Raw genomic sequence first — 15,213 nt, 5'->3', positions numbered from 1 at the left:
CGGCACCCTGTCAACCCCCGACGCCACCGGGCTGCTGGCCGCGGCCCCCGGGTTCGTGGCAGTCACCTGCGGCGTACACCTCGGAACTGTCTCGGTCACCGCCGAGACTTAAGACGACAACCACCCCTTGGACCCGGAACCGTGGAGCGACGCGCCCGAGGTGTCGGCAATCTGTCCAGTCGAGCGAATCACCGTCTCGGGGGACATAGCCGATCCCAGCGCCCGAGCCTCAACCGGCGTCGAGGATCCGCCGGCCAGCCGCGTCGCCACCAGGTCCGGCTTTCGGCAAGGTACTCCTCGGCGAAGCTACAGCCGCCCGCCAGGTTCCTGGTCGCCGGGCGTCCAGCCGACGACGTCAGGGAGTCGCTGCACGCTCGAGTCTCATGGCTTGAGGGCCACGCCCGCGTACAGACCGTCTTCCTCCGGGTCGACCGCCGGTGCCACCCCGTAGTCCGGGTGCCACCGCGAGGTCGTGACCAGCCCCGGTTCGACCAGATCGAAATCACCGAACAGCTCGAGCACCTGCTCCCGCGTCCGAGGGAACACGTTGTTCTGCGTGCTCTTCATCGTTTCGACGATCTCGTCACCGTGCAGGCTGGTGAAGTCGTCGGTCAGATGCGTGAGCGCGAGGTAACTTCCGCGAGCGACGGCATCGCGGTACCGACCGAACACCCCAGCCGGGTCAGAAGCCGGCGGCAGGTAGTGGCCGATGGTGATGGCCAGCAGGCCGACCGGCTGCGAGAAGTCGATCAAGCGGCGGGTCTCCTCAGCGCCCAGCACGTCGTCGGGCCGGGTGACGTCCGCCTGCACGACGGCGGCGTTCTCGTTCTCGGCGAGCAGGAGTTTGCTGTGCGCTACGGCGACGCCTTCATAGTCCACGTAGACCACCCGCGAACCGGGCGCAGCCTGCTGGGCGATCTCGTGCACGTTTCCCGCGGTCGGAATGCCGGAGCCCAGGTCGAGGAACTGCCGCACACCGGCCTCCACCATGAACTGCACGACGCGGCGCAGGAACGCGCGGTTGCGGCGGGCGATGTCGGCGACGTTGGGCTGCACGGCAAGCAACTTGTCCGCCATGGCCCGGTCGGGGGCGAAGTTGTGGCTGCCGCCGAGTAGGTAGTCGTAGATTCGGGCCACGCTGGGCACATCCGCATCGACCTCGGCCGGTATCCACTTCATCGTGTCCGACATGCTCGCCTTCCCTCGCAGTCCCCATTGTCTACCGCACGCACAGGTCCGATCGCCATGACAGTTACCCCGACGGGCGACCCTGAGAATAGGCGGACCGGCGCTGACCAGCAGTTTTACACGGCGCGCGTTCGTGCTCGCTGATCAGGCCTCCGAGGATTCGCTGTCGCTGTGATCCGCCGGGAGTTGAGGTTCGCCACAGGGTGCGTCGGCCTAGGCGGGCGAAGCTCGCGGGAACGGTGCGGCCGTCGACCGTTGTAGCGCTGGACGTACTCGGTGAGCACGATGCGCAGATGCCGCTGGCCCAGGATCAGCATGCGGTCGGTGAGCTCGGATCCGACGGTGAGTACGAACCGTTCGGCGTAGCAGTTCGCCCGTGGGCAACGTGGTGGGATCTTGACCGTCTTGTTGCCCACGCCAGCCAGGACAGCGTCGAACGAGGCCGCGAACTGGCCCGCCCGGTCCCGGACGAGGAACCGAAACGACGCGATCCGCTCTCGCAGGTCCATCCTTAGATTGCGCGCCTGCTGGACGGTCCATGCGGCGGTCCGGTGTGCGGTGACGCCGAGGATGTGCACTCGCCTGGCGCGGACCTCCAGCACGAACAGCACGTAGAGTCTGCGCAGGCCGATGGTGTCCAGGTGAAAGAAGTCCACGGCGAACAGGCCCTGGATCTGGTTGTGTAGGAAGGCCCGCCACGAGGTGTCCGCACTGCGGGGAGCCGGCCCCAGGGGGCCTGGCCCAGGATCCGGCGGATCGTGCCGGCCCCCACCCGGTGACCGAGTCGGGAGAGTTCACCCTGGATCCGGCGGTGTCCCCATCACGGATTTTCCTGCGCCAGAAGCACAACCAGGCTGCGAGTCTCCTCAGCGATCAGTGGACGCCCCATCCGGTGCGGGTAGACCTCCGATCTCGCTAAGTGTCAAGCTGCGGCGGCCTGGGCGGGTGTGTCGTCGATCGGCCCGAACGCCTTGATCGAGTCGTAGTGCTCTCCAGTCTGTAGGCAATGGTGGAGCTGGCCGAGGAAGCGGTTGAACAGGTGCCGCAAGGCGGCAGCGTGTCGGTCACCGCGTTCTCGGCGACGCCGGTAGTGCTCTTGGGGCGCCCCGGTCTTCGCCATCGCAGCGAAGGCCCAGAGGAACCCGGCGGCGTTGAGCCGGTCGTTCTTCACGGTGCGGCGGGTGATCGAGATGCTGCGTCCGGATGCCCTCGTGACCGGTGCGGAGCCGGCGTATGCCTTGAGCGCGCGGGCGTCGGCGAACCGGCTGCGGTCATCGCCGATCTCGCCGAGCACCCGGGCTCCAGATAGGTCAGCCAGGCCAGGGAAGCTGGTGATCACGGCGTAGTCGGGGTGTTGTTGGAACAGTTCCGCGGTGGTCTGGCTGAGTTGATCGACGGCGGCGCACTCGGCGTTCAGGGTGCCGAGCAGAGCGAGGGCCTGACTGCCGAACGCGTCCTCGACGGCAGGTGGCTGTCGCAGCTGCTCGGCGCGCAGGGCTTGGCATAACTGGAGGGCCAGATCCTCGATGCCGCGCTGGCGGCCGGCCCTGCGTAGTGCGGCGGCCAACTGTGTCTTCGTCACCTTTGCTGCGGCCGCTGGGGTTGGCGCGAGAGCCAGGACGGCGCGGGCCTCTGGGCTGGCCAGGTTGGTGACGGTGCCCTTGGCGAAGGCGGCCAGGAACCCTGGGTAGTACTCGCGCAGCACTGCCCGCAGTTCCTGGGTGGCGCGGGTGCGACGCCAGGTGGCATCTTGGGTGGCACGGGAGAGCACTGCGACGGCGCGGGCGAGGTCGCTGTCAGCGGGCAGCGGCCGGTGGGCGTGAGCGTCGGTGCGCAGGATGTTGGCCAGCGTCATGGCGTCGACGTGGTCGGACTTCTTGCGGGCGACGGTGTGGCGCTCGCGATAGCGGGCGACGGCCATCGGGTTGATGGCGTAGACGCGGCGGCCGGTCTGGCGCAGGGCCGAAACCAGCAGGCCGCGCGGGGTTTCAATCGCGACCGGGATCGGGGCCTCGGCGATGTCGCCGGCGTCGGCGAGCATCGTCATCAGCTCGGCGAACCCCATGGCGGAGTCGCCGATGCGACGCTTGGCCACCAGACCGCCGTCGGCGTCGATCAGGGCGACGTCGTGGTGGTCCTCGGCCCAGTCGATCCCGCAGAACACCTTCACTCTGTGTTTCTCCTCGAACTGGCTGTTTGTGCTGGTCAACGAGACCCTGGTGAGAACGCGCGGCGCCCTAATGACGAGGCTCTATGGCCTGACCTCCGATTGAGCCGTTCACGATCCCAGCGATCCGCGCGGGCACCGGTCTCGACGAAGAGCTCATGCGGCTCCCGGCCAACGAGGTGTCCTCCGTGCGGACGGGCTCGAATCACGACGACCATCTTGATCAACGAGGCGGTGGCGACCGTGCTGGCCACCACCACCTCCGGTTCCGTTGTCGGCGCGGTCTTAGCTGGAGGGCTCGTGGCCCGAGGTATCGCCAGGCGTCAACGGAACGAGTGAGGAGGATGTCGAGGCGAGAGGCGCCGGTCTACACCAAGAAGGCTGCTGCCATGGTCCACTTAAGGCGTCCTGCTCGCACTCGACCATCCAGAACGACCAACCAGTGCGCCGGCCTGGACGCAGGTCTACCGCCCTGGGTAACTCAGAGGCGTCACCGGCGGTCGTTCACGAGTCATTAGGTCCACTTCGCGGCTACCAGGCGCCGGTGCCAGCGCAGGATCGTGTCCGGCGTGACCAACCGGTGCAGCCGCAGCCCCGTGGGTAGCAGGCGGGTCAGCGCGGCGAACACGGCGCGGTCGACCCAGTCCAGGCGAGGTTTCGGCTTGCCTCGGCGCAGCACGGCGACCTCGTGGCGGAGCACCAGCAACTCGACGTCCTTGTACGCCGACGAGCGGCCGAGCAACACCAGCAGACCCACCAGCCGGACGAAGATCAGATAGAGCAGACGCGGCGCCATGGCTGGCGATCATGCCCTGTCCGTCACGGGCCCATTTCCGCAGGCCAACGCGTGGACCGACTTTTGGAACCCCACAGGTCCGCACTCACCGACCACACAACCCTGCCCAGCGGGGTGGCCGTCCTGACCTGACCAAGTCGGTCTGGACCACGACGCTGCGCGGATGGCCGCCGGCTTGCGGAATTCGTCGAACCGGTAGGAAGAAGGCAGTGCCATTCTTTGAGTCCCACGAAGGAACCCAACTCGCCTATGAGGATCATGGGACCTGAACCCCAGGTTGTCCGCGGAGCTGATGGACGTCGAGCTCCGCCGGTCGCTGACGTGCTCACCCTGGGCCGCCGTCGCAGAGCAGCGCACCGCGCTGTCCACCGACTACCGCGCGGACCTGCGCGCGATCACCATCCCCGCCCTCGTGGTGCACGGGAGGGCGGACGTGAACGCGCCGTTCGAGCTCACCGGGGCACAGACCGCCGAACTCGTCCCCAGGGCTGTGCCCAAGGTGCACGAGACCGCGGCCCACGGCCTGTACGCCGCCCACGCCGACCAGCTCAACACCGACCTGCTTGAGTTCATCGAGGGCCGACGCGCCTGAGACACTGACCCGAAAGGCTCCACAGATGTCCCGTGAGATGTTGTTCCACCCCATAACCGAGTCCGATCAGGACCGCGCCCTGTCCATCCCGGTCACCGAGCCGGTCTGGTGGCTGGCCGCCGACGCCTGGCGCGCCGAGGCGGCCCAGCGCCAGTACCGTCCGGAGTGGACCTGGATCGCCGAGGACGGCGGCCGGATCCTCGCCCGCGCCGTGTGGTGGGGCCAAGCCGACAGCGAGCACCCGCTGGCACTGGATTGCCTGGTCACCGACGACTGCGTCACCGATCGCGCCGGCGTCGCCGCCGAGTTGCTCACCGCCGCGCACAAGGCGTTCCTGGACGCCGGCGCGCAGCGGCCGCCGTTGTACAACATCATGAAGCTGCCCGGCGGCTGGCGGGACGACCCTGCGATGGCCGCCGCCGTGGCCTGGCGGCAGGACGCGGCCCACCGTGCCGGGCTCACCGCCGAGGTCGAGCGGCTGCAATACGAGTGGGTCCCCGACGCGGGTATCCCGGAGCCGGGCGGGCGGCTGGTGTTCTCCCCCGAGCCGGACGACGAGGTGTTCCTGCAGGCGCTGCTGCGGGTGGCCGAGGGCAGCCTGGACGCCCACACCCGCGAGAACGAGGCGGCCCATGGCGCGGAGGCCGCCGCCCGCGAGGCGTTGGAGTTCTACCTGGACCGGCCCGGCAAACGGGAGTGGTGGCGGCTTGCCCACACCCCCGACGGCGCGCTGGCCGGGCTGGCCATCCCCTCGGCCACCGCGTACAACCGCAATGTCGGCTACCTCGGCGTTGTGCCTGAGTTGCGCGGCCAGGGCCTCGTCGCGGAGATCCTGGCGGAGATCACCCGGTTCCACGCCGCCGAGGGCGCGGACCGGATCACCGCCACCACCGACCTGGGCAACCGCCCGATGGCTGCCGCGTTCGACCGCGCCGGCTACCGCAACACCGAAGTCCGGGTGATCCTGTCCGCCCCCGCGTGACACCTCGACGAAGCGCGCCCGCGACCTTCCGCCGCCCCCGGAGAATCTTGATCGTCTCCCTCACAGTCGATGCCGTGCCGGCCCGGGTGATCTGGGCCGGCACGGTGTCCCCCGGCTTGGACTTCGCCGGGACGGTCGCGAGCGACCCCGTGTCGGTGGCGGACGTCCCCCCGCCGTTCGCCTGGACCGCCACCGCCGACGAGATCCTGGCCAAGGTCAGGCTCGTCCAGGCCAATGTCAAGAAGCTGGTCGACAACAACGCCAAGTAAAGACATCGGGACCACCGGGACACCAGCTAAGGGATGTGCGGCGCCGTACCTGGAAAACTCACACAGCATGGACTGCGTCTTCTGTCACCTCATACGCGACGACAGCGCCAGGTGGATCGCACGTGACCAATCCACCTGCGCATTCGCTCCGCGCATGCCGATCGCACCCGGCCACACCCTGGTCATCCCGACCGCGCACATCACAGACATCTTCGACGCGGAGCCTTCCGTACTTGCCGCGTCGATGGTGCTGGTCAGACGAGTGGCCGACGGCATGCGGTCGGCGCTGGGAGCCCAGGGTGTCAACATCCTGAACGCCAGCGGGCCGGGTTCCGAGCAGTCCGTACCGCACCTGCACTTCCACGTAATTCCGCGGTGGGGCAACGACAACTTCACGACCTGGCCCGCTGGCCGGTCGCAGCACCAGATCGATGACGACCCGGTCCGGCTGTCGGCGATGGGGACTGCGCCACCGGTCGACGGAGGCTCTGCGCACCGCCGCGCGCAAGAATGATCCGCCGCTCGCCTCGCTCGGCACCCAAGCCGAACAGGACGTCGAGGGTGGCGGCGCCATGACCGCCGCGGAAGCACTCGCTGCCATGCCTCACGCTAATGATCGTCGTCGTAGCCGGCCTCGGCGTCCTCAATTGCGCAGCCGCTGGGGTGGCGGCCAATCTGGGAGTCCACGATCGGAGCATGCAGCCGTGCCGATATCCGGCCCGGCTTCCAGCGCCCGGTCACGGCCGGCCGAACAGGTCCGTGGACTGGTCCTGGCGCGATACCCCCGTCGCCACGGCCGGTCTCGTACGTTCCTAAGCGCGTCAGGCTGGCGAACCGCAGTCCCCGCGGCGATCGCGGCCACGTAGTCGCGGCAGGCCTCGTTGATCGTGACGACATCCGATGCGAAGTCGCCAATCCGCGAGACGACGCACGGCTGTTTCTGCACGGACATCTGTTTCTCCAACGGCCGCGGCTGCCGTAGCCGCGGTAGGCGCGACTACGGCGGCCGCCAAGGCCACGAACGCAAGCAGTTGTGTCGTCGCTACGGCGGCGTTTCACGTCGCGTGCGACCGACACATCAGCACGCCACCTTGCTGCCGGCAGGCCGCGGATCTGACCGGGCACGAGGACTCCGACCCCCGAGCAGGCTGCGCGGCGGCTGCTGGAGTGGCTAGCGAGCAGTACCGCGAGGTGGTTGCTGGTGCTCGATTGACGTCCAGGCGCCCAGTGATGTGCGGGAGTGGTGGCCGCCGCACTCGACGACGGGGCGGGTGGTGGTGACGACCCGGCGTCGGGACGCCGCCCTGGATGGTCACCGGCGTCGGCGGGTCGAGGTCGATGTGTTCACCCCTGCGGAGGCGCTGGCTTATCGGCGGTATTGGCCGAGCAGCCGGACCTGCTGGCCGGCGTCGAGGAGTTGGCGGCGGAGTTGGGTACTTTTGCCGGTGGCGTTGGCCCAGGCGGGCGCCTACCGGTTCGACCGGTGACTGACCTGCGCGGAGTACCGGGTGCTGCTGGGCGATCGGCATCGGTCGTTGGTCTCGGTGTTGCCCGATGCCGAGGGGCTTCCTGATCAGCATCGGCAGACGGTGGCCTCGACCTGGTCGCTGTCGATCGAGTACGCCAACCGTCTGTCCCCGGCCGGGGTGGCGGGCGGGCTGTTGGAAGTGGCCAGTGTGTTGGACCCCAACGGCATCCCCGCCGAGGTCTTCGGCTCCAAAGCTGTGCTGGAGATGCTGGCCGACCAGACCACGCATATCGTGGATGCCGCGGATGCGCGGGAGGGGCTGGCGTGTCTGCATCGATTGGGCTTGATCACCTGGGATCCGGGCTCAGCGCCTCGGGCGGTCCGGGTCCACGCATTGGTTCAGCGCGCCGCACGGGACAGCCTGTCGCAGGGGCGGTTGTCGGTGCTGGCCCGTGTCGCGGCGGACGCGCTGTGCGAGGCGTGGCCTGAGGTTGAGCGGGACACCGCACTGGGACAGGTACTCCGCGCCAACACCGAGGCGGCGATGACGGCCAGTGGAGACGGTCTGTGGGAGCCAGACGGGCATGCAGTGCTGTTTCGCGGCGGACGAAGCCTCAGAGTGTGGGTTGGTGGCCGAGGCCGCGGATTACTTCCAGCGGCTGCACGACACGGCGATTCACCGACTTGGCCCCGACCACCCCGACACCCTCACCACACGCAATAACATCGCCTCCTGACGGGACCACGCTGGTGATCCGGCCGGCACCGTCACCGCGGCACTTCTTTCTGCGGTAATTGATCGCTGGTCCTGTCGCCTTGACGAGCGCATGGGCTATGAGGATTGGTCGTGCGTTGCGCCCACCTGGACAGTGCAGATGCTGCGCCGTCTGGCTTGGTCACGGCCCGAGTAGGGCGTGCCGGGCCTGGCTGGACAGCCAGGTGCGATAGTCGTGCTCGGACCAGCCGTGGTGGGTCACCAGGGCGTCGTAGTGGGCGGGGTCGTTGTAGATCCACAGAATGTCGGTCGCGCGGTCGATGTCCAGCCCGGCGGCCAGCGGACCGGTTGCGAAGGCGTGGTCGACGACCATGCGTGCGCCCGCGCGGCGGTTGCGCTGCAACGTCTCCCACAGCTCGGCGATCTCGGCGGTCTGGTCCGCCGCGCGGCGCACGACCTCGAAGATCCGTGCCGCGCGTCCGTTGATCAGCACGCACACGCCCGCGTAAGCGTCCAGGACGTCCGCCGGGGTCGCGGCGTCCCATACAGGGCGAAACCAGGGCCGCTCGGCGACCGGCACGGGCTCGTCGTCTCCGGCGAGAGTTTGGTCGAGTACATGGCGTAGGAGCGCGGGCTTGGACCCGAAGGCGGCGAACGCGGTCGGCCGGGCGACGCCCGCTGCGGTCGCGATGTCGTTGAGCGAGGTGCTCGCGTACCCGCGGGTGACGAACAGTTCGCGGGCCGCGGCGATGACTGCCTGCCGAGTCTGCCGGGCGTTCTCCTGCCGCAACGGAGACCGGTAGGGCCGTCGGGCGGCCCCGCCGAGGCTGTCCTTGACATCGTCCATGGTTCGGCGATACTAGCATCATGTTCACTAGACGTTGTCTATCGAATTGAGGCGACCATGTCCCAGAGCACACCGCCGACTCGTCCATACGTGCTCGGCCCCGCCGACGGGCAGTCCTGGTGGTTCCTCGGCAGCCTCGCCACGGTCAAGGCGGGCGGTGTCGACACCAGAGGGCGGCTGACCGTCGCGGAGTTCGTCAATCCGGCTGGATTCGCGCCGCCGTTGCATCGCCACCACGACGAGGACGAGATGTTCTACCTGCTGTCGGGCACCGCCCGTTTCAGCTGCGACGGCAAGGAGTTCGTCGCGGGTCCCGGTGACTTCGTGATGCTGCCGGTCGGGCTGGCGCACACTTTCGTGGTCGGATTGGACGAGCCGCTGCACGCGTTGCAGATCACCACGCCCGGTGGCTTCGAACACTTCCTGGCCGAGGCGGGCGAACCCGCCCGTGAGCATCGCCTACCCGGCATCGGCGAGTGGGACCAGGCACGGCTGGACCCGGCCGCCATCGGCCACGCCTCAACGCGCCACCGCGTCGAGATCCTCGGGCCACCGCCGAGCACGGCAGGCTGAAGGCCACATCGAGCAGACCCTGTAGGACCGAGTCTGCGGTGACTAGGGCGAGTACGGCACGACGGCATTCAAGCGTCGCGCCCGACGTATGAGGTACGACAAACTCCTGGGGAGGCCTTCTCCCCGCTCCATCTCCATCAGTCCACGCCAGGTGCTCGCCGTCCTCTCGTCAACCCAGTCCTCATCCCAGCCACCGCTCGGAACAGGCGCCATCCACGTCGCGATGCCATCACGGCTTTCGAGCACCGCGCCCTGAACCACGTGCGGAATGTCCTCTGTGCGGTCCACCGTGTTCGCCAAGACATCACCCACGATGTACGGGTACCCGGCTGCTACATCACGACCAAGCTGCTCCGTAGTCTCAACGAACGGCGCGTAGGAGAGTCTTCCTACAAACGTGTGGCCAAGGACGTACCGAGTCCCATCTACAGTGAGCTGGCCACAGATCACTCGTACGTCGCCGTTGGGCCGGCGCTCGTCCAGCCATGCGCGCGCTGCTTTCTCGTCGGAGGGTTCCGGACATTGCCCGGCGCCGGTCGGCCGGTTCCTGGTTGCGGCGGATCGGCTGGCGGCGGGGACTGAGTGGCCGGTCGCGGCCTACGCCCACCCGCGTACCGCACCGCTCGGTGTCCGCCACCACTGCAAGGTGACGCTCGCACCACTCGACCCGCTCTACCCGGGCCCTTGTGCGCACCGGCAGTGTCGGCGTGAACGGCTACCTGCCCGACCTCGGGGCGCCCTTCGGAGGCGTCAAGAACAGCGGGATCGGCCGCGAGCTGGGCCCGGACGGACTCGCGGCCTTCCAACGAACGAAGTCGATCTACCAGCTGTGAACCGCCGCCGACCGTCCCCTTCCTCCGGACGGCCGGCCCGGTCCGGTGGCGGACCACATTGGACGGAGCGGGCAGGTGGTCGTGAGCCGTCGTTACCGTTCAGACCCCGCCGGCCCGGAACTCCGTCGGCGTCTGCTCGGTCCGCTGACGGAAGAACTTCGTGAACACGGTGGCCCCGGGGAAGCCCAGCCGCTGCCCGATCGACGCCGCCGGCAGGTCGGTGTGCACGAGCAGGCGTTTGGCTTCCAGCAGAACCCGGTCGTCGATGAACCGTTTGGCGCCACACCCCACCGCGGTCTGGGTGGCCCTGGTCAGGGTACGCACGCTGTACCCGAGTTGTGCCGCGTAGTCCTCCACTCGATGTGTACGCGCGAAGCCCTGCTCGACGGCCGTCTGAAAGCGCAGGAACGCATCCCCGGCGACGTTCGGTTCCCCATGCGTGCCACGCAAAGCCGCAAGCCGCAGCACGAGTACCGCGAGCAGGTGCCGCAGCACCTCCAACTGCGTCTCCGACGGCCGTTCGCCCCATCGCGCGTACTCGCGTTCCAGCAGGCCCAGTACCTGCCACAGGGTGTCGCCCTCGCCCTCTGCCGGCACCGAGGTCGGCTGCCACGCGCCTCGGTCGACGCCGGCGACCTCGGCCGTGGCGCCGTCAAGGAAGCCAGGCAGGAACAACACGATCCGCCCCTCGACGCCGTCCAGTCCGGAGTTGTACCGATAGACCTGCCCTGGGCGCACCCACAACCAGTCGCCGGGAGCCAGTTCGTGGTCGGTGAAGTCCAGCGAGCAGCGCACGGTCCCGGTCCGCACCGCGACCAGCACATGGAATTCGGGTCGTTTGAGACCGTACGGGTCGACGCCGTGCCCGGCGGCCCGAGTCAGCAGGCCCGGGAAGTCATTCACCTTGACGCCGCGCGGCACCCCGACGACGTGCGCGCGGTAGGGCAGCGCCGCGATCGCATGCTGTCCGTTTCTGACCATCACCTGTCCAAAACGTGCCAGTAGGAGGAGCAGAACCACCATAGTCTCGAATCCGATGGACCGAAAATGTTGAGGAGTCGATCGTGCGGCTGATCGTGGGCATCACCGGGGCCACCGGCGCGGTGCTCGCCGGCCAACCTGCTGGCCCGGTGTTCCCGTGAAGGCAGGAGAACCAGTATGACCCGCACGGTATTCACCGGTGGCACGGTGTTCGACGGCACCGGCAGCGAACCCGCGCCGGCGGACGTGGTGATCGAGGACGGGGTGATCGTCGATGTCGGCGCCGGCCTCGACGGCGACCTCTCCGTCGACTGCACGGGCGCGACGCTGCTGCCCGGCCTGTTCGACTGCCACGTGCACGTGGTGGGGTCGGGCCTCGGGCTGCTGCCGCAAGTTCAGAAGCCGTTCTCGTACCAGTTCTACGAGGCGGCCCGGAACCTGTGGACCACGCTCAAGCTCGGCATCACGACCGTGCGCGACGCGGCTGGCGCCGACCTCGGCATCAAGCAGGCCGTGGCCGACGGGCTGATCTCCGGGCCTCGACTGCAGATCGCCATCGGCCTGATCAGCCCCACCGGCGGGCACGGCGACGGCTGGCTGCCCTCGGGCCACTGCGTTCCGGCGTCGCTGCCGCACCCGGGCCGGCCCGATGCGATGGCCGATGGCCCGGACGAGATGCGCCGGGTCGCGCGAACGCTGCTGCGCGCGGGCGCCGACGTGCTCAAGGTCTGCACCACCGGTGGCGTGCTCTCACCACGCTCCGATCCGCGGCATTCCCAGTTCACGGTGGAGGAGCTCGACGTTCTCGTCACCGAAGCCCAGATGCAGGGCCGCGCGGTGATGGCCCACGCGCAGGGCACCGAGGGCATCAAGAACGCTGTGCGCGCCGGCATCCGCTCCATCGAGCACGGTATCTACCTCGACGACGAGGCCATCGAGCTCATGCTGGCGCGCGGCACGTGGCTCGTGCCGACGCTCGTGGCGCCGGTGAACGTGATCCGCGCTGCCGAGGCGGGGGCGTCACTGCCGGACGCCGTGGTGCGGAAGGCGAAAGAGGTCGCCGAGGTCCACACCGACTCGGTGCGCCGCGCCGTCGCCGCGGGCGTGCGGATCGCGATGGGCACCGACAGCGGCGTCGGTCCACACGGGACGAACCTCGAGGAGCTTGGTCTCATGCGCTCGTGCGGCATGAGCCCTGCCGACGTGCTGGTCGCGACGACGTCGTCGGCCGCGCGGCTGCTCGGTTTCGACGGTGAGCTGGGTCGTCTCGCCCCCGGCCATCGCGCCGACGTCGTGGTCGTCGCCGGTGACCCGTACGACTTCGGTGGCCTGGCCGGCAACGTGCGGGAGGTGTGGCAGGACGGCGTGCGGGCGGTGTGACCGCGAAAACGTCCTGAGCCCGACCGGCACGCCGAGGCCGGTCGGGCCGTCCCACCCCGGTCTGGCCGTGCAGAGCACGGGTGTGAACTGCGCGCAGTCCGTGGTCCCGTGTTGCATCCTCGCTCGACCGCGCGGTCCGCGGCGCGGGATTCCCGTGTCCTCGGCAGGGTGCTACGGCCCAGGTGGAGTTATTAGTCAGTTTAAGTAATGGGAGGACTCGGACATGTCCGCATCGACGCCGGTCGTGTTCATCCACGGCCTGTGGATCCACTCCGACTCGTGGCAGAACTGGGTGGATCTCTACCGACAAGCCGGCTACGACCCGATCGCCCCGGGATGGCCCGGCGACTCCGACACCGTCGCCGCCACCCGCGCCAACGCCGCCGCCCTCGCCGGGCACGGCATCGACGACATCACCGCGAGCTACCTGAAGGTGATCAACGGCCTGCGCGCCAAACCGATCGTCATCGGCCACTCCTTCGGCGGCCTGATCGCCCAGAAACTGCTGGCCGGCGGACACGCCGCCGCCGCGATCGCCATCGACCCCGGCCAGATCAAGGGCGTCAAGCCCGTGCCGTTCGCGCAGATCCGCTCGGGCCTGCCCGTGCTGTCCAAGCCGGGCAACAAGAAGAAGGCGGTCGCGCTCACCAGCAAGCAGTTCCGCTACGGCTTCGGCAACGCCATCCCGCAGGCCGAATCCGACGAGCTGTTCGAACGCTGGGCCATTCCCGGCCCCGGCAAGCCGCTGTTCGAGGCGAGCACCGCCAACTTCAGCACGTCCTCGCCGGCGGCGGTGGACACCAGGAACAACGACCGTGGACCACTGCTGATCATCGGCGGCGGCCAGGACCACACCGTCCCCGAAGTCGTCGCCAAGGCCGCGTACAAGCTCTACGCCGGATCGAGCGCGATCACCGACTACCGGTCGTTTCCCGACCGGGGCCACTCCCTGGTCTTCGACCACGGCTGGCGTGAGGTCGCCGACCACACCCTCGCTTGGCTGCGGCATCTGGGCCTCTGACCCCCCTGCCGTACCACGCTCCATCACCTAGGAAGGGAAAACCCATGCGTACAGCACACCGACCGCGCTCGCGCGGAGTCCGATTCGCCCTGGTCGGCGCGGCCATCGCCGTCGCCGCCGGGCTCATCCCCGGCGCGGCCGTGTCCGCCGCCACCAGCCAGGCATACGGCCACGGGCCCAAGCCGACGGTCGTGCTCGTCCACGGCGCGTGGGCCGACGGTTCGAGCTGGAACGGTGTCGTCAGCCGGCTCCAACGCGACGGCTACACCGTCGACGTGCCGCCCAACCCGCTGCGCGGCGTGGCCGGCGACTCCGCCTACCTCGCCAGCTACCTCAAGACCGTCCCCGGACCGATCGTCCTGGTCGGACACTCCTACGGCGGCTTCGTCATCACCAACGCCGCCACCGGCAACACCAACGTCAAGGCCCTGGTCTACGTCGACGCCTACATCCCCGCCCAGGGCGACACCCTCAACGGGCTGACCACCCAGTTCCCGGGCAGCCAGGTCACCCCGGACGCGCTCACCTTCGTGCCGTCGGCCGACGGCGTCGTCGACGCCTACATCACGCCGGCGCAGTTCCGGAGCATCCTGGCCAACGACCTGTCGGCCGCGCAGGCCGCCGAGCTCGCCGCCATCCAGCGCCCGATCGCGGCCTCCGCGCTCGGCGAACCGTCCGGCGCGCCGGCCTGGAGCGGCATTCCCAGCTGGGACGTCATCGGAACCGCCGACCACGCCCTGCCCGCCGCGGCGCAGGAATTCATGGCCAAGCGCGCCGGCTCGACCGTGACCGAGATCAACGCCTCCCACCTGTCGATGATCTCCCACCCCGGCACCGTGCAGCACGTCATCGAGGAAGCGGCCCACCACACCTCGTGACCACGCCGCATGGTGTGACCGTCGAAACTCACCGCGGTCAGCACGTTCTCCCTCCTGCATGGAAGGTTTTGTCATGGCGGCGCGAATACTGTCGATAATCGGTGCTCTCTTCTATATTCTCTGGGCGGCTTTGCATTTTCAGGCCGCGGCCGGTGTTGTCAAGCTGGGAGACACGGTCCCACCGTCGATGATCCAGGGCCGGCTGTTCCAGGACGCGTGGACGCTGTACTCGGCGGCCGCCGTCATCGCCGTGGTGTCCGTCATCACGATCTTTCGACGCTGGCGGCTGGGCTACTGGTTGAACCTGGGCGTGGCCGGCATCACCGATGTTGGCTTCATCGTGCTCATCCTCGTTCCCGGTTACGCGCCGTTGTGGCCGGGGGTGCAGGGACCCGTCGCCTGGATCATCGGTCTGGCCTTCTCCACCGCGGCCATGGTGCTGACCAGGCGCGCGTCGACGCGGCCGGAACCGGCCTCGGTCGACCGCTGAGCACCTGGACTGACCCGCACCGCCGCAATGGCC

16 protein-coding genes and 1 pseudogene are annotated in these 15,213 nt (G+C 68.7%); 11 read left to right on the top strand and 6 right to left on the bottom strand.

Annotation, left to right across the window (positions count from 1 at the left end):
* Window positions 1-381: 381 nt before the first annotated feature.
* The 4 genes from BJ998_RS39050 to BJ998_RS39035 all read right to left on the bottom strand — a co-directional run bounded on the left by BJ998_RS39050 (window position 382) and on the right by BJ998_RS39035 (window position 4,151).
* A complete protein-coding gene (locus BJ998_RS39050) occupies window positions 382-1,191 on the bottom strand; it encodes an SAM-dependent methyltransferase (RefSeq protein ID WP_184868266.1) in 810 nt (269 codons plus the stop codon).
* Between the two features lie 113 nt (window positions 1,192-1,304).
* Window positions 1,305-1,844, bottom strand: a complete 540-nt coding sequence (locus BJ998_RS39045; protein WP_312890526.1) for an integrase core domain-containing protein — start codon at window positions 1,842-1,844, stop codon at window positions 1,305-1,307.
* A gap of 266 nt (window positions 1,845-2,110) precedes the next feature.
* The gene (locus BJ998_RS39040; RefSeq protein ID WP_184859048.1) at window positions 2,111-3,358 is read right to left on the bottom strand and encodes an IS110 family RNA-guided transposase; all 1,248 of its coding nucleotides are present in this window, start codon (window positions 3,356-3,358) and stop codon (window positions 2,111-2,113) included.
* Between the two features lie 511 nt (window positions 3,359-3,869).
* Window positions 3,870-4,151, bottom strand: coding sequence for an integrase (locus BJ998_RS39035; RefSeq protein WP_246488746.1), 282 nt, complete (start codon window positions 4,149-4,151; stop codon window positions 3,870-3,872).
* 292 nt (window positions 4,152-4,443) lie between these two features.
* On the opposite strand from BJ998_RS39035, the gene BJ998_RS39030 reads away from it, so the two are divergent.
* The 5 genes from BJ998_RS39030 (at window position 4,444) to BJ998_RS39010 (ending at window position 8,186) form a co-directional block, all read left to right on the top strand.
* Window positions 4,444-4,743: an alpha/beta fold hydrolase gene (locus BJ998_RS39030; protein WP_184868265.1), complete on the top strand. Its 300-nt coding sequence runs from the start codon at window positions 4,444-4,446 to the stop codon at window positions 4,741-4,743.
* 25 nt (window positions 4,744-4,768) lie between these two features.
* A complete protein-coding gene (locus BJ998_RS39025; protein WP_221338287.1) occupies window positions 4,769-5,725 on the top strand; it encodes a GNAT family N-acetyltransferase in 957 nt (318 codons plus the stop codon).
* 74 nt (window positions 5,726-5,799) lie between these two features.
* Entirely contained in the window at window positions 5,800-5,994 is a 195-nt protein-coding gene (locus BJ998_RS39020) for a hypothetical protein (protein ID WP_184868264.1), read from the top strand.
* The gene (locus BJ998_RS39015) at window positions 5,960-6,508 is read left to right on the top strand and encodes an HIT family protein (RefSeq protein WP_312890525.1); all 549 of its coding nucleotides are present in this window, start codon (window positions 5,960-5,962) and stop codon (window positions 6,506-6,508) included. Before BJ998_RS39020 ends, BJ998_RS39015 begins: the two co-directional genes overlap by 35 nt.
* 994 nt (window positions 6,509-7,502) lie before the next feature.
* Window positions 7,503-8,186: a DUF7779 domain-containing protein gene (locus tag BJ998_RS39010; RefSeq protein WP_184868262.1), complete on the top strand. Its 684-nt coding sequence runs from the start codon at window positions 7,503-7,505 to the stop codon at window positions 8,184-8,186.
* 172 nt (window positions 8,187-8,358) lie between these two features.
* Here the strand turns inward: BJ998_RS39010 and BJ998_RS39005 are convergent, their stop codons facing one another.
* The gene (locus BJ998_RS39005; protein WP_184868261.1) at window positions 8,359-9,024 is read right to left on the bottom strand and encodes a TetR/AcrR family transcriptional regulator; all 666 of its coding nucleotides are present in this window, start codon (window positions 9,022-9,024) and stop codon (window positions 8,359-8,361) included.
* A gap of 57 nt (window positions 9,025-9,081) precedes the next feature.
* On the opposite strand from BJ998_RS39005, the gene BJ998_RS39000 reads away from it, so the two are divergent.
* A complete protein-coding gene (locus BJ998_RS39000) occupies window positions 9,082-9,597 on the top strand; it encodes a cupin domain-containing protein (RefSeq protein ID WP_184868260.1) in 516 nt (171 codons plus the stop codon).
* Between the two features lie 686 nt (window positions 9,598-10,283).
* Window positions 10,284-10,430, top strand: a pseudogene (locus tag BJ998_RS38995) (aldehyde dehydrogenase family protein); the annotation flags it as partial.
* A gap of 99 nt (window positions 10,431-10,529) precedes the next feature.
* Here the strand turns inward: BJ998_RS38995 and BJ998_RS38990 are convergent.
* Window positions 10,530-11,411 (bottom strand): AraC family transcriptional regulator, encoded by an 882-nt coding sequence (locus BJ998_RS38990; RefSeq protein ID WP_184868258.1) that lies wholly within the window; start codon window positions 11,409-11,411, stop codon window positions 10,530-10,532.
* Window positions 11,412-11,588: 177 nt separating this feature from the next.
* Between BJ998_RS38990 and BJ998_RS38985 the strand changes: the two genes are divergently transcribed.
* The 4 genes from BJ998_RS38985 to BJ998_RS38970 all read left to right on the top strand — a co-directional run bounded on the left by BJ998_RS38985 (window position 11,589) and on the right by BJ998_RS38970 (window position 15,180).
* Window positions 11,589-12,791, top strand: coding sequence for a metal-dependent hydrolase family protein (locus tag BJ998_RS38985; RefSeq protein ID WP_184868257.1), 1,203 nt, complete (start codon window positions 11,589-11,591; stop codon window positions 12,789-12,791).
* A 223-nt stretch (window positions 12,792-13,014) separates the two neighbouring features.
* The gene (locus BJ998_RS38980; RefSeq protein ID WP_184868256.1) at window positions 13,015-13,812 is read left to right on the top strand and encodes an alpha/beta hydrolase; all 798 of its coding nucleotides are present in this window, start codon (window positions 13,015-13,017) and stop codon (window positions 13,810-13,812) included.
* Window positions 13,813-13,856: 44 nt separating this feature from the next.
* Window positions 13,857-14,690 carry an alpha/beta fold hydrolase gene (locus tag BJ998_RS38975; RefSeq protein ID WP_184868255.1) on the top strand — a complete coding sequence of 278 codons (834 nt, stop codon included), beginning with the start codon at window positions 13,857-13,859 and terminating at the stop codon, window positions 14,688-14,690.
* A gap of 73 nt (window positions 14,691-14,763) precedes the next feature.
* On the top strand, window positions 14,764-15,180 hold the full coding sequence (locus BJ998_RS38970) for a hypothetical protein (RefSeq protein WP_184868254.1): 417 nt from the start codon (window positions 14,764-14,766) through the stop codon (window positions 15,178-15,180).
* The last annotated feature ends 33 nt before the right edge of the window (window positions 15,181-15,213 follow it).

It is taken from the genome of Kutzneria kofuensis, from assembly GCF_014203355.1.
Lineage (GTDB): Bacteria > Actinomycetota > Actinomycetes > Mycobacteriales > Pseudonocardiaceae > Kutzneria > Kutzneria kofuensis.
The sequence above is the reverse complement of the archived record's forward strand: the minus strand, read 5'-3'. Positions and strand labels throughout refer to the sequence as shown.